We start from the raw sequence: 22,452 nt of genomic DNA, 5'->3' as shown, positions 1-22,452 counted from the left end.
TAGGCTGCGATTTTTAATGTTTCCATCACCTGTGGATAACTTATTCCACCGTCACCGACTTCGCCAGGTTACGCGGCTGGTCAACGTCGGTGCCTTTCAACACGGCAACGTAATACGAGAGTAACTGCAGCGGTATGGTGTAGAGGATCGGCGACAGGATGTCGTGGATGTGCGGCATTTGCACAACATGAGTGCCTTCGCCATTGGTCATGCCAGCTTGTTCGTCTGCAAAGACGATCAGCTCGCCGCCACGGGCGCGGACTTCCTGGAGGTTGGATTTCAACTTCTCCAGCAGCTCGTTGTTCGGTGCCACGGTGACCACTGGCATGTCGTTATCCACAAGCGCCAACGGGCCGTGTTTCAGCTCGCCGGCCGGATAGGCTTCAGCGTGGATGTAGGAGATTTCCTTGAGCTTGAGCGCCCCTTCCATTGCCACCGGGAACTGCGCACCACGGCCGAGGAACAAGGTGTGGTTTTTCTCGGCGAACAGCTCGGCGACTTTTTCGACGGTGCTGTCCATGGCCAGGGCTTCGCCGAGGCGGGTTGGCAGGCGACGCAGCTCTTCAACCAATGTGGCTTCGACGCCTTTGGCCAACGTGCCTTGAACCTGGCCCAGGGACAAGGTCAGCAACAGCAGACCGACCAATTGAGTAGTAAAGGCCTTGGTCGAGGCTACGCCGATTTCGCGACCAGCCTGGGTCAGCAAAGTCAGGTCGGATTCACGCACCAACGAGCTGATGCCGACGTTGCAAATCGCCAGGCTCGCGAGGTAGCCCAACTCTTTGGCGTTACGCAGGGCGGCCAGGGTGTCGGCGGTTTCACCGGACTGGGAGATGGTCACGAATAGCGTGTCGGCCTGCACCACTACCTTGCGGTAGCGGAATTCGCTGGCGACTTCGACCTGGCACGGGATGCCGGCCAGTTCTTCGAGCCAGTAACGGGCAACCATGCCGGCGTGGTAACTGGTACCGCACGCGACGATCTGCACGTTACGCACTTTGGCGAACAGCTCGGCAGCCTGTGGACCGAACGCTTGCACCAGCACTTGATTCTGGCTGATGCGACCTTCCAGGGTACGTTGCACCACAGCCGGTTGCTCGTGAATTTCCTTGAGCATGAAGTGGCGGAATTTGCCCTTGTCGGCGGCTTCGGCACCATCACGGTATTGCACCGACTCACGTTCGACCACTTGACCGCTCAGGTCCCAGATTTGCACGCTGTCGCGGCGAATTTCGGCGATATCGCCTTCTTCCAGGTACATGAAGCGGTCAGTGACCTGGCGCAGGGCCAGTTGATCGGAAGCCAGGAAGTTTTCACCCATGCCCAGGCCGATAACCAGCGGGCTGCCACTGCGGGCCGCAACCAGACGATCCGGTTGCTGAGCGCTGATCACCGCCAGACCGTAAGCACCGTGCAGCTCTTTGACAGTAGCCTTCAGGGCCACGGTCAGATCAGGCAGATCCTTGAGTTTGTGGTCCAACAGGTGGGCAATGACTTCAGTGTCGGTGTCCGAGGTGAACACGTAACCCAAGGCTTTCAGTTGCTCGCGCAGGGCTTCGTGGTTCTCGATGATGCCGTTGTGCACCACCGCCAGATCACCGGAGAAATGCGGGTGAGCGTTGCGCTCGCTCGGCGCACCGTGAGTGGCCCAGCGGGTGTGGGCGATACCCAGACGGCCGACCAACGGTTCTTCGGTCAGCGCCAGTTCCAATTCACTGACCTTGCCCGGGCGACGCAGGCGCTCAAGCTTTTGGCCATTGGTGTAAACCGCTACACCGGCACTGTCATAGCCACGATATTCCAGGCGTTTCAGGCCTTCGAGGAGGATGGCGGTGATATTACGTTCTGCGACTGCGCCGACAATTCCACACATGCTATTTCTCCTGATTGACAGCCGCGAGGATCAAGTTGATTCCGCGGGCCTGAATCTGATCCCGTGCCTCAAGCGGCAGGCGATCATCGGTAATAAGGGTATGGACGCTGCTCCACGGCAGCTCCAGGTTGGGAATCTTGCGGCCGATCTTGTCGGCCTCCACCATGACAACCACTTCCCGGGCGACTTCAGCCATGACCCGGCTCAGCCCCAGCAGCTCGTTGAACGTGGTGGTACCGCGAACCAGGTCGATGCCGTCGGCACCGATGAACAACTGGTCAAAATCATAAGAGCGCAGGACCTGCTCGGCCACTTGCCCCTGAAAGGACTCGGAATGCGGGTCCCAGGTGCCGCCGGTCATCAACAGTACCGGCTCATGCTCAAGTTCGCTCAAGGCATTGGCGACATGCAGGGAGTTGGTCATCACGACCAGGCCCGGCTGCTGGCCGAGTTCCGGAATCATCGCCGCCGTGGTGCTGCCGCTGTCGATAATGATCCGCGCATGCTCGCGAATCCGCGTAACGGCAGCGCGAGCGATAGCCTGTTTGTATTTGGACACCGGCTGACCAAGGTCGGCCACCAGCTCTTGAGGCAGGGTAATCGCTCCGCCATAACGGCGCAGCAGCAAACCATTGGTCTCAAGCGCAGCGAGATCCTTGCGGATCGTAACTTCCGACGTTTCGAAGCGCTTGGCCAGCTCATCCACACTGACTTCGCCCTGTTCATTGAGCAAAGCAAGGATGTTGTGACGGCGTTGAGGTGTATTGCGCTTCGACATGGTTTGGTAAGTTTCGATTCGAAAGATAACGGAAGCAATCACAACCTATTGGCGAAACTTCGTCAAGCGTGGGGCGATAAAACGGCCTGTGGATAAAAGCATCGCGGGCAAGCCCGCTCCCACAGGTTTTGCGAGATCCATGTGGGAGCGGGCTTGCCCGCGAATTCGATGGTGCTGCCTGTGAATAACTTAAGCAGGTCACAAATATGTGGATAACTCAGCTTTTCTTAATCTTCTCCGGTCGTTTCCAACCGTCGATATTCTTCTGCCGCGCACGGCCCACGGCCAACTGCAAGTTATCCACATTCTGCGTAATGGTCGAACCAGCAGCAGTGGTTGCCCCGGAAGAGATATCCACAGGCGCAACCAACGAGTTGTTGGAACCGATGAACACATCTTCACCCAGCACGGTTTTCCACTTATTGGCGCCATCGTAGTTGCAGGTAATGGTGCCCGCGCCGATGTTGGTGCGCGCGCCGATTTCGGCATCGCCCAGATAAGTCAGATGACCGGCCTTGGCGCCTTCGCCCAGGTGAGCGTTTTTCAACTCAACGAAGTTACCCACATGGGCGCGTGCTTCCAGCACAGTTCCCGGACGCAAACGAGCGAACGGGCCGGCATCGCTGCCTTCGCCGAGAACCGCGCCTTCGATGTGGCTGTTGGCCTTGATCACCACACCTTTGCGCAGGGTGCTGTCCTTGATCACGCAGTTCGGGCCGATCACCACGTCGTCCTCGATAACGACCTTGCCTTCGAGGATCACGTTGATGTCGATCAGCACGTCGCGGCCGACGGTGATTTCACCGCGTACATCGAAACGAGCAGGATCACGCAGGGTCACGCCTTGAGCCATCAAACGACGACCGGCGCGCAGCTGATAGTGACGCTCAAGCTCGGAAAGCTGCTTGCGGTCGTTGGCGCCCTGCACTTCCATGGCGTCATGCGGTTGCTCGGTTGCCACCACCAGACCGTCGCTGACCGCCATGGCGATTACGTCGGTCAAGTAGTACTCGCCCTGGGCGTTGTTGTTCGAAAGACGGCTCATCCAGCCAGCCAATTGCGCGAACGGCAGCGCCAGAATGCCGGTGTTGCCTTCAGTGATCGCTCGTTCGGCTTCATTGGCGTCTTTCTGCTCGACGATGGCTGTCACCTTGCCGTCGGCGTTGCGGACGATGCGGCCATAGCCGGTCGGGTCGTCCAGTTCGACTGTCAACAAACCCAGTTGCTGCGGCGCTACTTGCTTGAGCAGACGCTGCAGGGTCTCGACTTCGATCAATGGCACGTCACCATAAAGAATCAGGACGGTATCGGACTCAATGAAAGGCACCGCTTGAGCAACGGCGTGGCCAGTCCCAAGCTGTTTGTCCTGCAGGACGAAATTCAGATCATCAGCCGCCAGACGCTCGCGCACTGCATCGGCGCCATGGCCGATCACGACGTGGATGCGCTGTGGATCAAGTTGCCGGGCGCTGTGGATAACATGGCCGAGCATCGAGTTGCCGGCAATTGGATGCAGAACTTTCGGCAGTGCCGAACGCATGCGAGTGCCTTGACCAGCAGCGAGGATAACGATTTCTAAAGACATGACTGGCTACCAATCCTGGGTGGTCAGCGGCTGCGACCAGGTTTTGAATATCTAAAAAGAAAAAAGGGTAGCCGAGGCTACCCTTTTTAATCAATCGCACAACAAGCAGTGGCCTATTAGTGGCCGAACTTCTTGCGGATCTGCTGGACGGTGCGCAGCTGAGCTGCAGCCTCGGCCAGACGTGCGGCAGCAGAACCGTAATCGAATTCTGCACCGCGGTCATGCAAGGCCTTCTCGGCAGCCTTAACGGCTTCCTGAGCGGAGGCTTCGTCCAGGTCGGCAGCACGTTGCACAGTGTCGGCAAGTACCTTGACCATGTTCGGCTGAACCTCGAGGAAACCGCCGGAGATGTAATACACCTCCTCTTCCCCGCCCTGCTTGATCAGGCGGATCGGGCCCGGCTTGAGATTAGTGATCAGCGGCGCGTGACCCAGGGCGATACCAAGATCACCCAGTGCACCGTGCGCAACCACCATCTCGACCAGGCCGGAGAAGATTTCCCCTTCCGCGCTGACGATATCGCAATGGACTGTCATAGCCATCTGATTGCCTCAACCTAAATTAGCGCCCGTTGCCGGGCGCCGGGATTACAGTTTCTTGGCTTTCTCGATCGCTTCTTCGATGCCGCCGACCATGTAGAACGCTTGTTCTGGCAGGTGGTCGTAGTCACCGTTGAGGATGCCTTTGAAGCCAGCAATGGTGTCTTTCAGGGAAACGTATTTACCCGAAGCACCGGTGAAGACTTCAGCCACGAAGAACGGCTGCGACAAGAAACGCTGGATCTTACGAGCACGGTTTACCAACTGCTTGTCGGCTTCCGACAGCTCGTCCATACCCAGGATCGCAATGATGTCCTTCAGTTCTTTGTAACGTTGCAGAACATACTGTACGCCGCGAGCGGTGTCGTAGTGGTCCTGGCCGATTACGTTCGGGTCCAGCTGGCGCGAAGTCGAGTCGAGTGGATCGACCGCTGGGTAGATACCCAGGGAAGCGATGTCACGGGACAGAACGACGGTAGCGTCCAAGTGGGCGAAAGTGGTCGCTGGCGACGGGTCAGTCAAGTCATCCGCCGGTACGTATACCGCCTGGATCGAGGTGATCGAACCGTTTTTGGTCGAAGTGATACGCTCTTGCAGAGTACCCATCTCTTCGGCCAGGGTCGGCTGGTAACCTACTGCGGAAGGCATACGGCCCAGCAGTGCGGATACTTCAGTACCGGCCAGGGTGTAACGATAGATGTTGTCGACGAACAGCAGAACGTCGTTACCTTCGTCACGGAACTTCTCGGCCATGGTCAGGCCGGTCAGTGCTACGCGCAGACGGTTACCCGGCGGCTCGTTCATCTGACCGTAAACCAGTGCCACTTTGTCCAGAACGTTGGAATCCTTCATCTCGTGGTAGAAGTCGTTACCCTCACGAGTACGCTCACCCACACCGGCGAACACGGAATAACCGCTGTGCTCGATGGCGATGTTACGGATCAGTTCCATCATGTTTACGGTTTTGCCTACACCGGCACCACCGAACAGACCGACTTTACCGCCCTTGGCGAACGGGCAAACCAGGTCGATAACCTTGATGCCGGTTTCCAGCAGGTCGTTGCCGCCCGCTTGTTCAGCGAAGGTTGGCGCAGGACGGTGAATGCCCCAGCGCTCTTCGGTGTCGATCGGGCCAGCTTCGTCGATCGGGTTGCCCAGTACGTCCATGATCCGGCCCAGGGTCGCTTTACCGACCGGTACGGAGATGGCTGCGCCAGAATCCTTGACTTCCAGACCGCGCTTCAAGCCTTCGGTGGAACCCATCGCAATGGTACGAACCACGCCGTCGCCCAGCTGTTGCTGAACTTCGAGAGTAGTCCCGGCCGCGCTTTGTACCAACAGCGCGTTGTAGATGCTCGGTACGCTGTCGCGTGGAAATTCCACGTCGATAACGGCGCCGATGATTTGAACGATACGTCCGCTACTCATAGCTGGATCCTCTGAATATTTGAACCGTTAAACCGCGGCAGCGCCGCCGACGATTTCCGAGATCTCTTGGGTGATCGCAGCCTGACGCGCCTTGTTGTAGACCAGCTGCAAATCGCTGATCAAATCACCGGCGTTGTCGGTAGCGTTCTTCATCGCGATCATCCGCGCAGCTTGTTCAGCCGCGTTGTTCTCGACCACCGCCTGGTAGACCTGCGACTCGACGTAACGGACCATCAAGCCGTCAAGCAGCTCTTTGGCATCCGGTTCGTAGAGATAGTCCCAGTGGTGCTTGAGCGATTGATCCGGGGTTGCCTCCAGTGGAATCAACTGCTCCACAGTAGGCGTTTGCGTCATGGTGTTGATGAACTTGTTGGACACCACGGACAGGCGATCAATACGGCCGTCCAGGTAGGCATCCAGCATCACCTTGACGCTGCCAATCAGATCATTGATCGACGGCTCTTCACCCAGGTGGCTGATAGCTGCAACGACGTTACCGCCGAAGTTGCGGAAGAAAGCCGCACCCTTGCTACCAACAACACACAGATCGATCTCGACGCCGTTTTCGCGGTTTACCGCCATGTCCTTGACCAGGGCCTTGAACAGGTTGGTGTTCAAGCCACCACACAGACCACGGTCACTGCTCACCACGACATAACCGACGCGCTTGATTTCACGCTCGATCATGAAGGGGTGGCGATATTCCGGGTTGGCGTTGGCCAAATGACCAATAACCTGGCGGATGCGCTCCGCGTAAGGACGGCTAGCAGCCATGCGCATTTGTGCCTTGCGCATTTTACTGACCGCCACTTTTTCCATGGCGCTGGTAATCTTTTGCGTGCTTTTGATGCTCGCAATCTTACTGCGAATCTCTTTTGCGCCTGCCATGTAACACCTATCAGGTTAGCAAGCGGGAGCCTTGCGGCTCCCGCTGCGGCTTACCAGGTTTGGGTGGCCTTGAACTTCTCGATACCGGCTTTCATGCCAGCGTCGATTTCGTCATTGAAGTCACCCTTCACGTTGATCTTCGCCATCAAATCGGCGTGATCGCGGTTGAAGAAAGCAATCAGCGCTTGTTCGAAGCTGCCGATCTTGGCGATTTCAACGTCAGTCAGGAACCCACGCTCAGCGGCATACAGCGACAGCGCCATGTCAGCGATCGACATTGGTGCGTATTGCTTCTGCTTCATCAGCTCGGTAACGCGCTGACCATGCTCAAGTTGCTTACGGGTCGCTTCGTCCAGGTCAGAAGCGAACTGGGCGAATGCCGCCAGTTCACGGTACTGAGCCAGAGCGGTACGGATACCACCGGAGAGCTTCTTGATGATCTTGGTCTGAGCGGCACCACCCACACGGGATACCGAAACACCGGCGTTCACAGCAGGACGGATCCCGGAGTTGAACATGGCCGATTCCAGGAAGATCTGACCGTCAGTGATGGAAATCACGTTGGTCGGAACGAACGCGGAAACGTCGCCAGCCTGGGTTTCGATGATCGGCAGTGCGGTCAGGGAACCGGTTTTGCCGGTCACTGCGCCGTTGGTGAACTTCTCTACGTACTCTTCCGAAACGCGGGATGCGCGCTCCAGCAGACGGGAGTGGAGATAGAACACGTCGCCTGGGTAAGCTTCACGGCCTGGTGGACGGCGCAGCAGCAGGGAAATCTGGCGGTAAGCCACTGCTTGCTTGGACAGATCGTCATAAACGATCAGCGCGTCTTCACCGCGGTCGCGGAAGAATTCACCCATGGTGCAACCGGAGTACGGTGCCAGGAACTGCAGTGCTGCAGATTCCGAAGCGCTCGCAGCCACGACGATGGTGTTAGCCAGTGCGCCGTTTTCTTCCAGTTTGCGAACCACGTTAGCGATGGTCGATTGTTTCTGACCGATCGCTACGTAGACGCAGAAAATGCCGCTGTTTTTCTGGTTGATGATCGCGTCGATCGCCAGAGCGGTTTTACCGATCTGACGGTCACCGATGATCAGCTCACGCTGGCCACGGCCGACAGGGATCATGGCATCGACAGCCTTGTAGCCAGTCTGTACAGGCTGGTCTACCGACTTACGCCAGATCACGCCTGGAGCAACTTTCTCGACCGCATCGGTCTCGGTGTTGTTCAGCGGACCTTTGCCGTCAACTGGGTTACCCAGTGCGTCGACTACGCGACCCAGCAGTTCCTTACCAACCGGAACTTCGAGGATGCGGCCAGTGCACTTGGCGCTCATGCCTTCAGCCAGAGACTGGTAGGAGCCCAATACAACGGCACCTACGGAGTCTTGCTCCAGGTTGAGAGCCATACCGAAGACGCCGCCCGGAAACTCGATCATCTCGCCGTACATGACGTCGGCCAGACCGTGAATCCGCACGATACCGTCAGATACGCTGACGACAGTGCCTTCGTTACGGGCTTGGGAGGTCACATCGAGCTTGTCGATGCGGCCCTTGATAATTTCACTTATTTCGGAAGGATTGAGTTGCTGCATTGCTCTGCTGCCCCTTCAAACTCAAGATTTCAATGCTTCGGCAAGGTTCGCGAGTTTGCCGCGTACCGAGCCATCGATTACCAGGTCGCCGGCGCGGATGACAATGCCCCCAATAAGGGATTTGTCTTCCTCGACTTGCAGGCGCACTTCCCGGTTGAGTCGTGCACTGAGAACCTTGGCGAGTTTGTCTTGCTGTTCTTGGTTCAATGCAAAAGCACTGGTGACTTCAACGTCTACCGATTTCTCTTGTTCGGCCTTGTACAGGTCAAACAGAGCGGCGATCTCCGGCAACAGCGGGAGACGGTCGTTTTCGGCAACGACGTTAATGAAGTTCTGTGCCTTCACATCAAACTTGTCGCCGCACACGTCAATAAACGTGGCGGCCTTGTCTGCGCTCGTCAGTCGCGGGGCCTTGAGCACGCGCTGCATGGTGTCGTCTTGCGACACTGCTGCAGCCAGGCCGAGCATGGCTGACCAAGAGGCCAGTTGCTGGTGGGCCTGGGCGTGCTCGAAGGCTGCCTTAGCGTAAGGTCGGGCCAACGTGGTCAATTCTGCCATGATCGCCCTCGCTTAAATTTCAGCAGCCAGTTTGTTTACCAGCTCCGCGTGCGCGTTTTGATCGATTGTGGCACCCAGGATCTTCTCGGCGCCGCCAACGGCCAGAGCACCCAATTGGGCACGCAGCGCGTCTTTGACACTGTTCAGTTCCTGCTCGATCTCGGCCTGAGCCTGAACCTTCACACGGTCAGCGTCGATACGGGCTTTTTCAACAGCCTCTTCGACGATCTGGTTACCGCGTTTCTTGGCTTGCTCAATGATTTCAGCTGCCTGAGCTTTTGCTTCGCGCAGTTGATGACCCGCTTTCTCTTGGGCCAACTCCAGGTCGCGAGCTGCTCGGCTGGCAGCATCCAGTCCATCCGCGATCTTCTTCTGACGTTCGTGCAAAGCCGCGATGACCGGAGGCCACACGAACTTCATGCAAAACAGTACAAAAATGAAGAACGCAACGGACTGGCCAATCAGGGTTGCATTAATGTTCACGCCAACACCTCGCTCGTTCGTTGCACATCACACCAATTACTCGAAGGTTCGAGTAATTAGCCAGCGAGTTGACCAACGAATGGGTTCGCGAAGGTGAAGAACAGAGCGATACCAACACCGATCATGGTTACCGCGTCGAGCAGACCGGCAACGATGAACATTTTGACTTGCAGCATTGGAACCATCTCTGGCTGACGCGCTGCGCCTTCCAGGAACTTGCCGCCCAACAGGCCGAAACCAATTGCGGTACCCAGTGCGCCCAGGCCGATCAACAGTGCAACAGCGATAGCGGTTAGACCAACTACAGTTTCCATCTTTCCTCCCGACTTTTACGTCGTATGGTTTAGGTTTTTTAGATTTTAAAGCGGTAAAACAAATCGTTTCATAGCCCTGTTCGGGCACCCACTCGTTTGACCGAGTGGGACATCAGACTAGTCGAGACTGGTCTTAATGGTTCTCTTCGTGCGCCATCGACAAGTAAACGATGGTCAGCATCATGAAGATAAACGCCTGCAGGGTGATGATCAGGATGTGGAACACAGCCCACGCCCACTGCAGAACTATGCCCAGGCCGCTAAGCCAGAGCAGACCACTGCCGAACATCACAGCAATCAGAATGAAGACCAGTTCGCCGGCGTACATGTTGCCGAACAGACGCAGTGCCAGGGAGATTGGCTTGGCAACCAGCGTCACGAACTCCAGCAGGAAGTTCACCGGGATCAGCAGGGCTTGAACGAAGATGTTCTTGCTGCCGAAAGGGTGCAGGGTCAGTTCGCCGATGAAGCCGCCGATGCCCTTGACCTTGATGCTGTAGAAAATGATCAACGCGAATACCGACAGGGCCATGCCCAGGGTCGCGTTCGGGTCAGTGGTCGACACCGCACGGAACGGAATGTGATGGTCGCCAGTGATCAGGATGGCCAGCTGAGGAATCCAGTCGACCGGGATCAGGTCGACGGCGTTCATCAGGAAGACCCAGACGAAGATGGTCAGTGCCAACGGTGCAATCACCGGGCTACGGCCATGGAAGCTGTCTTTCACGCTGCCATCGACGAATTCGACCAATACTTCAACGAAGTTCTGCAAAGCACCAGGCTGACCGGAAGTCGCCTTCTTTGCCGCCATGCGGAAAAGAAGAACGAAGATCAGACCCAACGCGACCGACCAGCCGAGAGTATCGACGTGGAAAGCCCAGAAGCCCATTTCTTTGGCTTCTGCTGCGGTGTGGGCAAAACCCCACCCGCCAGTTGGGTGCTGACCGAAGGTCAGGTTCTGCAAGTGGTGCTGGATATAGCCCGAAGCGGTTGTCTCTGCCATGGTTGCCTCAAACGCCCTAAGGTCTCGAAAGTCTTGTTCTCATCAGCAGGGGCGCGAACCAGCTGACCAGTTGGGTCAACACGAAGACGCCGAATACAGCTAGCGGCGCCAATGGCTTCACACCTGCAAACGTCAATGCAAAGAGCACTGCCGTCAAAATTAGTTTGCCCGCCTCGCCGGCATAAAAAGACCGGACGATGGCTTGAGCTGCTCGGGCGCCGGAAAACCGAAATGCCCTGTGAGCGAAATAAACATTGGGTAGCAAGGCTATCAGGCCTCCGCAGAGTCCTGAGTACCCGGCTACGACTCCATGCCAGTACCAAAGCGCCAAAGCGGCCAGTACCAAAACGACAAATTGAGCCAGTAGGACCGGAAAAACTGCCAGGCGATGGAACGGCAAGCGGTTTGGCGTGCGGCTCTCCATCGTTTTTGCTCCCCAATGATCGGCTGCCAGAATTCAATAACTTGGCATAATTTGTGCCGACAAAATGCGCGCAGAGTATAGGGGCGGTTCTGCCCCTATTCAACTGTCAGGTAGTGATTTCCGACTGCACGCTACATGAGGAAATGTTTCAGCGAATGTGCGCAAGTACACCTTGAAGCTCATCGAGGGAGTTGTAACCGATCACCAACTGCCCCTTCCCCTTTTTCCCGTGGCGAATCTGCACCGCAGAGCCTAGGCGCTCAGCCAGACGCTGTTCGAGTCGAGCGATATCCGGGTCCGGCTTTACCGGTTCAGCAGGTTCCTGTTTACCACTCAACCACTGGCGAACCAGTGCTTCAGTCTGGCGTACAGTCAGCCCCCGTGCGACAACGTGTCGCGCCCCTTCAACCTGTTGATTTTCCGGTAAACCGAGCAAAGCACGGGCATGACCCATTTCCAGGTCGCCGTGGGACAGCATGGTTTTGATGACTTCCGGCAACGCGATCAAGCGTAGCAGGTTGGCCACGGTCACGCGGGATTTGCCCACGGCTTCGGCCACTTGTTGCTGCGTCAGCTGGAATTCCTGCTGCAAACGCTGCAACGCAACCGCTTCTTCGATCGGGTTGAGGTCTTCGCGCTGGATGTTCTCGATCAGCGCCATGGCGATCGCGGTTTCATCCGGCACATCACGAACCATTGCCGGGATGGTTTCCTGGCCCGCTTGCTGGCTGGCGCGCCAGCGGCGTTCACCGGCGATGATTTCGAAGCGACCGCTGCCAATCGGACGAACCACGATCGGCTGCATCACACCCTGAGCCTTGATCGACTGCGCCAGCTCTTCCAGCGCCTGGGGATCCATATCCCGGCGCGGCTGGTACTTGCCGCGCTGGATCAGGTCCAGAGGCAGGTGCTGCAGCTCACGCTGATCAGCCTGCACCGCTTGTTCTTCCAGCGAGCTGACAGTCGGACCACTCAGCAGTGCATCCAGTCCACGTCCGAGACCTCGTTTCTTGACGGCCATGGGGATTCCTTAAGTTGCCTGAGCAGCGGCAGTGCGTGAGTTTTTGCGTTGACGACGAACCATCTCGCCCGCCAATGCCAGATAGGCAATGGCGCCCCGCGATGATTTGTCGTACGCCAGCGCCGGCATGCCATAGCTTGGTGCTTCAGCCAGGCGGATGTTGCGCGGAATCACCGTGTCGTAGAGCTGCTCGCCGAAGTGTTCCTTGAGCTGCGCCGAAACATCGTTCATCAGGCTCAGGCGCGGGTCATACATGGTCCGCAACAGGCCTTCGACTTTCAGGTTCGGGTTCAGCAACTCAGCGATGCGCTTGATGTTATCCACAAGGTCGCTCAAACCTTCGAGCGCGAAGTACTCGCATTGCATGGGGATAATCACCCCGTCAGCAGCGACCAAAGCGTTCAGCGTGAGCATCGACAACGACGGCGGGCAGTCGATCAAAATGTAATCGTAGTTTTCACGGATCGGCGCCAGCGCGCTGCGCAGGCGGCTTTCCTTCATCTGCATTTCCAGCAGAACCACTTCGGCCGCGGTCAGGTCGCGGTTGGCCGGCAGCAGTTGGTAACCACCGTGCTCGGAGTAGTGCATGGCCTGGGCCAGATCGCATTCGCCGATCAGCAAGTCGTAGACCGAGTTCTCCAGGCCGTGTTTATCCACACCGCTACCCATGGTGGCGTTGCCCTGTGGATCGAGATCGATCAACAGCACCCGACGCTTGGTAGCGACCAGGGAAGCTGCGAGGTTGATACAGGTGGTGGTCTTGCCCACACCACCCTTTTGGTTCGCTATCGCGAATACCTTAGCCATTCTTGCTTGTGTTCCCAATCATGCCGTGCGGCGCAGTATCAGCAGATGGCGTTGGCCTTGGCAACCGGGTACGGCCAGGGCGTGTTCGCTATCGAGGTGGAAGTCTGCCGGCAATGCTACCAGCTCATCGGCGGGATGAACGCCCTTCATTGCCAGCCAACGTGTTTCGGTGTCGCCGAGGTGGCGAGTCCAGTTGCTGAAGTTCTCCATGCTGCTGAACGCCCGGGAAATGATCCCGTTGAATGGCTGAGCAGGTTGAAAAGCTTCGACGCGACTGTGGATAACTTGCAGGTTATCCAGTTTGAGTTCGAGTTTGACCTGAGTCAGGAAGCGGGTTTTCTTGCCGTTGCTGTCCAGGCAAGTCACTTGGGACTCTGGAAACAGGATGGCCAGCGGAATACCCGGCATGCCACCACCGCTGCCAACGTCCAGCCAGCGGCCGTTTTCGACGAACGACATCACGCTCAAACTATCGAGCAAGTGACGGGAAACCATTTCATCCGGATCGCGTACGGCGGTCAGGTTGTAAGCCTTGTTCCATTTGATCAACAGGGCCAGATAACCCAGCAGTTGAGCATGCTGGGTTTCTGTCAGCGTGACACCGAGCTGGCGAGCACCTGTGGATAACTCTTCTGCGTGTTGCGAGGTGACCAACGAACTCAAGCGCTTTGCTCCAACTGACGGCCCGCGCCGCGTTTTTTCAAATGAATCATCAACAGCGAAATCGCTGCCGGCGTCACACCCGGGATACGCGACGCCTGGCCCAAAGTCTCTGGACGGGTCGCACCGAGCTTGCTCTGGATCTCTTTGGAGAGACCGGAAATATTCGTGTAATCGATATCCACAGGTAGTTTTGTGTCTTCGCTGGCCCGCAGCCGTGCGATTTCATCCTGCTGGCGATCGATGTAACCGGCGTATTTGGTCTTGATTTCGACCTGCTCGGCGACTTGTGGATCTTCTGCGCCGCCACCGGTCACGGCGATCAGACCAGCGTAGTCGATTTCCGGACGGCTCAGCAGGTTGAGCAAGTTGTATTCGTGGGTCAGCGGCGTGCCGAATTTCTCGGAAATCGCGTCGCCTTGCTCGGTGCCCGGGCGCACCCAGGTACTTTTCAGGCGTTGCTCTTCCAGCGTGATGCTTTCGCGTTTGGTGCAGAACGCAGCCCAACGCGCGTCATCCACCAGACCCAGTTCGCGACCTTTTTCGGTCAAGCGCAGGTCGGCGTTGTCTTCACGCAGGATCAGGCGGTATTCGGCGCGGGAGGTGAACATCCGATACGGTTCCTGGGTACCCAGGGTAATCAGGTCGTCGACCAACACGCCGATGTACGCCTCGTCGCGACGCGGGCACCAGGCATCTTTGCCCTGAGCACGCAGTGCGGCGTTGGCCCCGGCCAGCAAACCCTGGGCGCCGGCTTCTTCGTAACCGGTGGTGCCGTTGATTTGCCCGGCGAAGAACAGACCGCCGATGACTTTGGTTTCCAGGTTGTACTTCAGGTCACGCGGGTCGAAGTAGTCGTATTCGATGGCATAACCCGGACGAACGATGTGCGCGTTTTCCATGCCGCGGATCGATTGCACGATCTGCAGTTGCACGTCGAACGGCAAGGATGTGGATATCCCGTTCGGGTACAGCTCGTTGGTCGTCAGGCCTTCCGGTTCGATAAAGACCTGATGGCTGTCCTTGTCGGCAAAGCGATGGATCTTGTCTTCGATCGACGGGCAGTACCGCGGACCGATGCCTTCGATCAACCCGGCATCGGAATACATCGGCGACCGATCCAGGTTGGCAGCAATGATTTCGTGGGTGCGGGCGTTGGTGTGGGTAATCCAGCAGCTGACCTGTTTCGGATGCTGCTCTTTGGAACCCATGAACGACATCACCGGGATCGGTGTATCGCCGGCTTGCTCGGTCATCACCGAGAAATCCACAGAACGACCGTCGATACGCGGCGGTGTACCGGTTTTCAGGCGACCGACGCGCAATGGCAATTCACGCAAACGGTGAGCCAGGGCGATCGACGGTGGATCACCGGCGCGGCCACCGGAAAAATTCTGCATTCCGATGTGGATAAGTCCACCGAGGAAGGTGCCAGTGGTCAACACCACGGAGTCCGCGAAGAAACGCAGGCCCATTTGGGTGACAACACCGCGCACTTGTTCCTGCTCGACGATCAGGTCGTCTGCAGCCTGTTGAAATATCCACAGGTTCGGCTGGTTTTCGAGGATTTCGCGGACAGCGGCCTTGTACAGAACCCGATCAGCCTGAGCGCGGGTTGCCCGCACGGCCGGGCCTTTGCGGCTGTTCAATACGCGAAATTGAATACCACCTTTATCGGTCGCCATGGCCATCGCGCCGCCGAGGGCATCGATTTCCTTGACCAGATGGCTTTTGCCGATCCCACCGATAGCGGGGTTGCAACTCATGGCACCGAGGGTTTCCACGTTATGCGTCAGCAACAGGGTTTTTGCACCCATGCGTGCTGAGGCCAGTGCTGCCTCGGTACCGGCATGACCGCCGCCGATGACGATCACTTCAAAACGGGAAGGGAAATCCACCACGCACCTCGTGCCTGCTTCAGTTAGGTAATCAGGAATAGTTTGAGCTCAGGTTTTTGGACCTGGTCGGCAAGTATAGGGACTTCGCCCTTCCTAAAGAACCCTTTGCACAAAATTTAACCAGCTGTGGAGAAGTCGCGGTTATAGAAATTAAAAAGAGAGAAATTTATTAAATCTTTGTTTTTATGTTTATTTCTACTGAGCCACCTTTCTGTGGATAGAACGCTACAAGCCTTTACATTCAATGTGTACAGAGATTCAAAACCCTGTGGTCATGTGCCAAGGAGGCCCTTGGATAACCGGTTTAAGCCTGTGGATGAAAGGGGTGCTTATCCACAGGGGCGGTTATCTTCAGTTTTGAGGCCCTGTTATCAACTGCCCTTAGTGGCAGTTATTCACAGGGCTTAATCCACAGAAAACGGCTGAATAAGCAAATCCCGGACACGGAAAATCCGCTCAAGCAGAAAGAATCGGCTCAGCACTGGAAGAGAATTGAAGAAAAGGAGGGAACAGACAGGCACGAATGGCCTGTCTGTGGACAACGGGGAGGATTATTTACCGATACAGAAGCTGGAAAAGATCCGTCCCAGCAGGTCATCGGAGCTGAATGCACCGGTGATTTCACCCAAAGCGTGCTGAGCCTGGCGCAAATCCTCGGCCAACAGTTCACCGGCACCCGCCAGGGTCAACTGCTCACGGCCGTGCTCAAGGGAAGCACTGGCGTGACGCAACGCTTCAAGGTGACGCCTGCGAGCACTGAAGCTGCTTTCCGAGGTCTGTTCGTAGCCCATGCAGGCCTTGAGGTGATCGCGCAGCAATTCCAGCCCTTCACCTGCAGACTTGGCGCTCAGGCTGATGGTGACATGGCCATCCTCGCTGATTTCCAGGGCAATGGCTTCGCCCGTGAGGTCTGCCTTGTTACGGATTAGCGTGACTTTCGCCGGATCGGGACGGATTTCCAGAAATTCAGGCCATAACGCGAACGGATCAAGTGCCTCAGGAGCCGTAGCATCGACTACCAACAACACACGATCAGCCTCGCCAATCGCTTTCAGCGCTCGTTCGACGCCGATTTTTTCCACCTGGTCGTCGGTATCTCGCAGACCTGCGGTATCGACCACGTGCAGCGGCATGCCATCGATGTGGATATGTTCACGAAGAATGTCCCGGGTAGTGCCGGCAATCTCGGTGACGATAGCGGCTTCACGACCGGCCAATGCATTCAACAGGCTGGATTTACCGGCATTCGGCCGGCCGGCGATCACCACGGTCATCCCGTCACGCAGCAAGGCACCCTGCCCGGCTTCTCGGAGTACGGTGGATAACTCGTCACGTACTTTGTCGAGCATGCTCAGTACGTGTCCATCGGCGAGGAAGTCGATTTCTTCTTCCGGGAAGTCGATCGCCGCTTCGACATAGATGCGCAGTCCAATCAGTTGCTCGGTGAGGTTATGCACACGCTCGGAAAATGCGCCTTGCAAGGAACGCAGGGCATTTCGTGCAGCTTGTGCAGAACTCGCCTCGATCAAGTCGGCGATGGCTTCGGCCTGAGCCAGGTCGAGTTTGTCATTGAGGAACGCGCGCTCGCTGAATTCACCCGGTCGGGCCAACCGACAGCCCAGTTCCAGGCAACGCTTGAGCAGCATATCCAGAACTATCGGACCGCCATGGCCCTGGAGTTCCAGCACATCTTCACCGGTGAATGAGTTCGGGCCGGGAAAATACAAGGCGATGCCTTGATCCAGCACCTCATCGTTTTCACTGAGGAACGGGCCGTAGTGGGCAAATCTTGGCTTGAGTTCACGACCGCTGAAGGCCTTGGCCGCAACACTCGCCAGCGGCCCGGAAATACGGACGATGCCCACACCGCCACGACCTTGAGCGGTGGCGACGGCGGCGATGGTTTCACGAGGAACGCTCATAAACCGTTATCCAGACAAAAGTGACAGATAGCAAAACGCCCCACTAGGGGGCGTTTTGAGTGGTTATCCACAGTGTAAATCAGGCAGCTGCTTTGGTAGCTGCTTCGATCTTACGCGTGATGTACCACTGTTGGGCGATCGACAGGCAGTTGTTCACTACCCAGTACAGTACCAGACCAGCCGGGAACCACAGGAAGAAGAAGGTGAAGATGATTGGCATCAGCTTCATCACCTTGGCCTGCATCGGATCCGGAGGAGTCGGGTTCAACTGCTGCTGGATGAACATGGTTGCACCCATGATGATCGGCAGAATGAAGAACGGGTCCTTGATCGACAGGTCAGTAATCCACAGCATGAACGGCGCTTGGCGCATTTCAACGCTTTCCAGCAGAACCCAGTACAGCGAAAGGAAAACCGGCATCTGCACGAGGATTGGCAAGCAACCACCCAGCGGATTGATCTTCTCTTTCTTGTACAGCTCCATCATTGATTGCGACATTTTCTGCCGGTCGTCGCCATGTTGCTCTTTCAGCGCGGCCAGTTTCGGTGCCACTGCACGCATGCGCGCCATGGATTTGTAGCTGGCAGCCGACAGCGGGAAGAAAATCCCCTTGATCAGCATGGTCAGGAAGATGATCGACCAGCCCCAGTTACCGACCAGCGCGTGGATGTGTTGCAGCAGCCAGAAGATTGGCTGGGCAATGAACCACAGAATGCCGTAGTCGACGGTCAGTTCCAGACCTGGGGACAACTCTTTCAGCACAGCCTGGCTTTTCGGACCGGCATACAGAACGGCACTGGTCTCGGCTTTTGCACCTGGCGCGACAGAGATTGCCGGAGCGGTGTAGCCGATGATGTAGTTGCCTTTGCTGTCTTTACGGGTCTGGACGAGGTTGTTCTCGCCTTTCGCCGGAATCCACGCGGTCACGAAGTAGTGTTGCAACCATGCAACCCAACCACCGTTAACGTTTTCTTTCAGCTGTGCCTTGTCCATGTCCTTCATGGACACTTTCTTGTACGGCTCGTTACTTGTCCACAGGGCGGCGCCCAGGTAAGTCGCGGTGCCGGTGGCGGTGCTGGAAGAAGGATCGGAGCTGGCGTCACGCTTCAATTGCGCGAACATTGCACCGGACCAGGGTTTGGCACTCTGGTTATCGATCAGGTAGGAAACGGTTACGTCATACAGGCCGCGTTTCAGGGTGAAACGCTTGATGTAGTTGACGCCGTCCTTGCTGAACTTCAGGTCTGCGACCAATTGGTCCTGACCGTCAGCCAGTTGGTAAATCTTCTTCTCCGAGGAGTAAACCGGACGACCGGCAGGACTTGCGTCCGGACCGTCGGTGCCGATCAAACCGCTTTGAGCCAGATAAGTCCGCTCGTTGCCGTTATCGAACAACTGGAATGGAATTTCCGGATGGTCCTGGCGACGTGGATACAGCGGCAGCGTCAACTGCGCAACATCACCACCTTGTGGATCGATTGCCAGGTTGAGCACATCCGTTTTGATCTGGATGAGGTCTTTGCTTGCAGCTACTGGTGTTTCAGCAGGTGCAGTTGCGCTGGTATCGCTTGCGGCGCGTGGAATGTCGTCACTGACAGAAGCATTATTGCCAGTCGCCGTATCCGGTAGGCCCGGTGCGGTAGTACTGGAAGCAACATTCTGAGTCGGCAGGGCAGCCTGGCCATAGTCCTGGTTCCATTTAAGAACCATAACGTAGGACACGATTGCCAGGGCGACGATCAGGATCGTGCGTTTGATATCCATGATTACTCGGCCATCGAAGAAGAACGGGAGGTAGGGATAGATGGAACCGGGTCATAACCACCGGGATTCCACGGATGACAGCGACCTAAACGACGAAAGGCCAGCCAGCCACCGCGCAGAAGGCCATGATTTTCTATGGCTTCATACGCGTAGCAGGAACAACTGGGGTAGAAACGACAGTGACTGGCCATCAGAGGACTAATGGCATAGCGATAAAACTGGATCGGAACGAGTGCCAGTTTACGCATCGGGACTGTCTACCCCTACAGTTTCGGTTTTGACTGCTGGTACCGGCGTGCTACGTGCCAGACGCTTCCAGAGTTTGCCGAAATGCTGAATCAATTCGGGGTTTTCTACGTCACCCAAACCTTTGCGCGCGACGATAACGATGTCCCAGCCGGCCAGTGAGTCCTGGTTCAGACGGAACGATTCGCGCATCAGACGTTTGAGGCGATTGCGCTCGACGGAGAGCTTTACGCTCTTTTTCCCGATAACCAGCCCGAGACGGGGGTGATCGAGATCGTTGTTGCGCGCAAGGAGCAGGAGATTTTTCCCCGGAACCTTGCCGGTAGGGGAGTCAAAGACTGCCTTGAAATGCCGGGGAGTAAGCAGACGCTTTTCCCGACTGAAGTCCTGACTCACCTCCAGTGCCGGATTATCAAACTGCCAGACGCGCACGACCTTTGGCGCGACGACGCGACAGGACGGCACGACCGTTCTTGGTAGCCATGCGAGCACGGAAACCGTGGGTACGAGCGCGTTTGATAGTGCTTGGTTGGAAAGTACGTTTCATTGTCGTGTTACCTGGTTCGTCCACAACGGGCCGGAATGGCCCCCGTTTTAAGAGACCGGGGATTCTAGAGAAAGCAAGCCTCTAGGTCAATTTCCAACCAGCGTTTCCTTATAAATAGATCTCCAGACGTTTTTCCTGTCCAGCTCCCCGGCTAGATATAGAAATTAAGAAGGAAAGTATTTAAAGCTTTTCTGTAAAGCTTATAAAAGCTAGGGAGGCGATCATCTGTGGATAACTGCCATCAGCCCTTTAAAGTCGTGATGTACAGAGAATGACAACTACGGTGGAAAACGGTGGTAACCCTGTGCTGCACTGTCGGATAAGCTGTGTGTGAAAGAGATACTTATCCACAGGGTGGTTATCCACCGAGTTTCCCCCCTACTTGTGCAACGACCTTAGACCCGGTTATCCACAGAGCTTATGCACAGACCGCTGGTCGTCTTTTTTTCGTATAAATCACTGATTCTTCATGGGCGGTGCACAACCTTCGTGTGGATAAGTCGGGGCTTGGTCGGCTACAATGGCGGCTTGTTTTTGCCTCACCGGCTTTCAACTTAGGGGATATCCGTGTCAGTGGAACTTTGGCAGCAGTGCGTGGAGCTTTTGCGCGATGAGCTGCCTGCCCAACAATTCAACACTTGGATCCGTCCACTACAGGTCGAAGCCGAAGGCGACGAGTTGCGTGTCTACGCACCGAATCGTTTTGTTCTCGACTGGGTCAACGAAAAGTACCTGGGCCGCGTTCTTGAACTGCTGGATGAGCATGGCAACGGCATTGCGCCGGCGCTGTCCTTATTAATAGGCAGCAAACGCAGTTCGGCACCACGTGCCGCCCCGAATGCTCCGTTGGCCGCCGCTGCTTCACAGGCTCAGGCTGCTCAAGCACCCGTCAGCGCTCCGGCACCAGCCCAGGTAACCGCTCCGACCAAGCGTGCGACGCAAAAAGTTGCCGACATTAATGAAGAGCCATCGCGCGACAGTTTCGACCCGATGGCCGGGGCCAGTTCGCAACAAGCTCCGATTCGCGCCGAACAGCGTACGGTGCAGGTTGAAGGCGCGCTCAAGCACACCAGCTACCTGAACCGCACCTTCACCTTCGAAAACTTCGTCGAGGGCAAGTCCAACCAACTGGCCCGGGCTGCGGCCTGGCAAGTGGCGGACAATCCTAAGCACGGTTACAACCCGCTCTTCCTTTATGGTGGCGTCGGTTTGGGTAAAACCCACTTGATGCACGCTGTGGGTAACCACCTGTTAAAGAAGAATCCGAATGCCAAGGTTGTGTACCTGCATTCCGAGCGGTTCGTGGCCGATATGGTCAAGGCCCTGCAGCTGAACGCTATCAACGAGTTCAAGCGCTTCTACCGTTCGGTGGATGCGTTGCTGATCGATGACATTCAATTCTTCGCCCGCAAGGAACGTTCCCAGGAAGAGTTTTTCCACACCTTCAACGCCCTGCTTGAAGGTGGCCAGCAGGTCATTCTCACCAGTGACCGCTACCCGAAAGAAATCGAAGGCCTTGAAGAGCGCCTCAAATCCCGCTTCGGCTGGGGCCTGACGGTAGCCGTCGAGCCGCCGGAGCTGGAAACCCGCGTGGCGATCCTGATGAAAAAGGCCGATCAGGCCAAAGTCGATCTGCCCCATGACGCGGCGTTCTTCATTGCCCAGCGTATTCGTTCCAACGTCCGTGAGCTGGAAGGCGCGCTCAAACGCGTGATCGCCCACTCGCACTTCATGGGCCGCGATATCACCATCGAGTTGATTCGCGAATCCCTGAAAGATCTGTTGGCACTGCAAGACAAACTGGTCTCTGTGGATAACATTCAGCGCACTGTCGCCGAGTACTACAAGATCAAGATCTCCGACCTGCTGTCCAAGCGTCGTTCACGCTCGGTCGCTCGTCCGCGTCAGGTTGCCATGGCGTTGTCCAAAGAGTTGACTAACCACAGCCTGCCGGAAATCGGCGATGTGTTTGGCGGCCGCGACCACACGACCGTTTTGCACGCCTGCCGCAAGATCAATGAACTTAAGGAATCCGACGCGGACATCCGCGAGGACTATAAGAACCTGCTGCGTACACTGACCACTTGATGAACACCAGCGCAGCTTATTAAGGCAAGG

The 22,452-nt window shown here is 56.6% G+C and carries 22 protein-coding genes; 1 reads left to right on the top strand and 21 read right to left on the bottom strand.

Annotation, left to right across the window (positions count from 1 at the left end; translation table 11 throughout):
- Window positions 1-40 precede the first annotated feature (40 nt).
- The 21 genes from glmS to rpmH all read right to left on the bottom strand — a co-directional run bounded on the left by glmS (window position 41) and on the right by rpmH (window position 20,334).
- Window positions 41-1,873 carry a glutamine--fructose-6-phosphate transaminase (isomerizing) gene (gene glmS / locus IB252_RS11745; RefSeq protein WP_192408758.1) on the bottom strand — a complete coding sequence of 611 codons (1,833 nt, stop codon included), beginning with the start codon at window positions 1,871-1,873 and terminating at the stop codon, window positions 41-43.
- A 1-nt stretch (window position 1,874) separates the two neighbouring features.
- A complete protein-coding gene (locus IB252_RS11740) occupies window positions 1,875-2,651 on the bottom strand; it encodes a DeoR/GlpR family DNA-binding transcription regulator (RefSeq protein WP_134421074.1) in 777 nt (258 codons plus the stop codon).
- A gap of 217 nt (window positions 2,652-2,868) precedes the next feature.
- Window positions 2,869-4,236: a bifunctional UDP-N-acetylglucosamine diphosphorylase/glucosamine-1-phosphate N-acetyltransferase GlmU gene (glmU, locus tag IB252_RS11735; protein ID WP_111448180.1), complete on the bottom strand. Its 1,368-nt coding sequence runs from the start codon at window positions 4,234-4,236 to the stop codon at window positions 2,869-2,871.
- Between the two features lie 116 nt (window positions 4,237-4,352).
- Window positions 4,353-4,778, bottom strand: coding sequence for a F0F1 ATP synthase subunit epsilon (locus IB252_RS11730; RefSeq protein ID WP_008155716.1), 426 nt, complete (start codon window positions 4,776-4,778; stop codon window positions 4,353-4,355).
- Window positions 4,779-4,823: 45 nt separating this feature from the next.
- Window positions 4,824-6,203, bottom strand: a complete 1,380-nt coding sequence (atpD, locus tag IB252_RS11725; RefSeq protein WP_033059678.1) for a F0F1 ATP synthase subunit beta — start codon at window positions 6,201-6,203, stop codon at window positions 4,824-4,826.
- 27 nt (window positions 6,204-6,230) lie between these two features.
- Window positions 6,231-7,091 carry a F0F1 ATP synthase subunit gamma gene (atpG, locus tag IB252_RS11720; RefSeq protein ID WP_046056627.1) on the bottom strand — a complete coding sequence of 287 codons (861 nt, stop codon included), beginning with the start codon at window positions 7,089-7,091 and terminating at the stop codon, window positions 6,231-6,233.
- Window positions 7,092-7,141: 50 nt separating this feature from the next.
- A complete protein-coding gene (gene atpA, locus IB252_RS11715) occupies window positions 7,142-8,686 on the bottom strand; it encodes a F0F1 ATP synthase subunit alpha (RefSeq protein WP_008155713.1) in 1,545 nt (514 codons plus the stop codon).
- A 21-nt stretch (window positions 8,687-8,707) separates the two neighbouring features.
- On the bottom strand, window positions 8,708-9,244 hold the full coding sequence (locus IB252_RS11710; protein ID WP_008155712.1) for a F0F1 ATP synthase subunit delta: 537 nt from the start codon (window positions 9,242-9,244) through the stop codon (window positions 8,708-8,710).
- A 12-nt stretch (window positions 9,245-9,256) separates the two neighbouring features.
- Window positions 9,257-9,727, bottom strand: a complete 471-nt coding sequence (locus IB252_RS11705; RefSeq protein WP_008155711.1) for a F0F1 ATP synthase subunit B — start codon at window positions 9,725-9,727, stop codon at window positions 9,257-9,259.
- Window positions 9,728-9,783: 56 nt separating this feature from the next.
- Window positions 9,784-10,041: a F0F1 ATP synthase subunit C gene (atpE, locus tag IB252_RS11700; protein ID WP_002555987.1), complete on the bottom strand. Its 258-nt coding sequence runs from the start codon at window positions 10,039-10,041 to the stop codon at window positions 9,784-9,786.
- 133 nt (window positions 10,042-10,174) lie between these two features.
- Window positions 10,175-11,044 carry a F0F1 ATP synthase subunit A gene (atpB, locus tag IB252_RS11695; RefSeq protein ID WP_090177604.1) on the bottom strand — a complete coding sequence of 290 codons (870 nt, stop codon included), beginning with the start codon at window positions 11,042-11,044 and terminating at the stop codon, window positions 10,175-10,177.
- Between the two features lie 16 nt (window positions 11,045-11,060).
- Window positions 11,061-11,468 (bottom strand): F0F1 ATP synthase subunit I, encoded by a 408-nt coding sequence (locus IB252_RS11690; RefSeq protein ID WP_007948092.1) that lies wholly within the window; start codon window positions 11,466-11,468, stop codon window positions 11,061-11,063.
- A gap of 148 nt (window positions 11,469-11,616) precedes the next feature.
- Entirely contained in the window at window positions 11,617-12,489 is an 873-nt protein-coding gene (locus IB252_RS11685) for a ParB/RepB/Spo0J family partition protein (RefSeq protein WP_008027541.1), read from the bottom strand.
- A gap of 9 nt (window positions 12,490-12,498) precedes the next feature.
- Window positions 12,499-13,296: a ParA family protein gene (locus IB252_RS11680; protein ID WP_008155709.1), complete on the bottom strand. Its 798-nt coding sequence runs from the start codon at window positions 13,294-13,296 to the stop codon at window positions 12,499-12,501.
- 18 nt (window positions 13,297-13,314) lie between these two features.
- Window positions 13,315-13,959 (bottom strand): 16S rRNA (guanine(527)-N(7))-methyltransferase RsmG, encoded by a 645-nt coding sequence (gene rsmG / locus IB252_RS11675; RefSeq protein WP_008155708.1) that lies wholly within the window; start codon window positions 13,957-13,959, stop codon window positions 13,315-13,317.
- Window positions 13,956-15,854: a tRNA uridine-5-carboxymethylaminomethyl(34) synthesis enzyme MnmG gene (gene mnmG, locus IB252_RS11670; RefSeq protein ID WP_008155707.1), complete on the bottom strand. Its 1,899-nt coding sequence runs from the start codon at window positions 15,852-15,854 to the stop codon at window positions 13,956-13,958. Before mnmG ends, rsmG begins: the two co-directional genes overlap by 4 nt.
- 551 nt (window positions 15,855-16,405) lie before the next feature.
- Window positions 16,406-17,776 carry a tRNA uridine-5-carboxymethylaminomethyl(34) synthesis GTPase MnmE gene (gene mnmE, locus IB252_RS11665; RefSeq protein ID WP_111448177.1) on the bottom strand — a complete coding sequence of 457 codons (1,371 nt, stop codon included), beginning with the start codon at window positions 17,774-17,776 and terminating at the stop codon, window positions 16,406-16,408.
- A 79-nt stretch (window positions 17,777-17,855) separates the two neighbouring features.
- Window positions 17,856-19,541 (bottom strand): membrane protein insertase YidC, encoded by a 1,686-nt coding sequence (gene yidC / locus IB252_RS11660; RefSeq protein WP_111448176.1) that lies wholly within the window; start codon window positions 19,539-19,541, stop codon window positions 17,856-17,858.
- 2 nt (window positions 19,542-19,543) lie between these two features.
- Complete coding sequence (yidD, locus tag IB252_RS11655; RefSeq protein ID WP_074872215.1) at window positions 19,544-19,789, bottom strand: membrane protein insertion efficiency factor YidD; 246 nt, start codon at window positions 19,787-19,789, stop codon at window positions 19,544-19,546.
- A complete protein-coding gene (gene rnpA / locus IB252_RS11650) occupies window positions 19,782-20,183 on the bottom strand; it encodes a ribonuclease P protein component (protein WP_031319201.1) in 402 nt (133 codons plus the stop codon). The genes yidD and rnpA overlap by 8 nt, the downstream gene beginning before the upstream one ends.
- Before the next feature lie 16 nt (window positions 20,184-20,199).
- Window positions 20,200-20,334, bottom strand: a complete 135-nt coding sequence (gene rpmH, locus IB252_RS11645) for a 50S ribosomal protein L34 (protein ID WP_003213577.1) — start codon at window positions 20,332-20,334, stop codon at window positions 20,200-20,202.
- Between the two features lie 567 nt (window positions 20,335-20,901).
- Here rpmH and dnaA point away from each other — a divergent pair.
- A complete protein-coding gene (dnaA, locus tag IB252_RS11640; protein WP_111448174.1) occupies window positions 20,902-22,422 on the top strand; it encodes a chromosomal replication initiator protein DnaA in 1,521 nt (506 codons plus the stop codon).
- The last annotated feature ends 30 nt before the right edge of the window (window positions 22,423-22,452 follow it).

This window comes from Pseudomonas sp. PDM10 (assembly GCF_014852295.1).
Taxonomy (GTDB): domain Bacteria; phylum Pseudomonadota; class Gammaproteobacteria; order Pseudomonadales; family Pseudomonadaceae; genus Aquipseudomonas.
The sequence above is the reverse complement of the archived record's forward strand: the minus strand, read 5'-3'. Positions and strand labels throughout refer to the sequence as shown.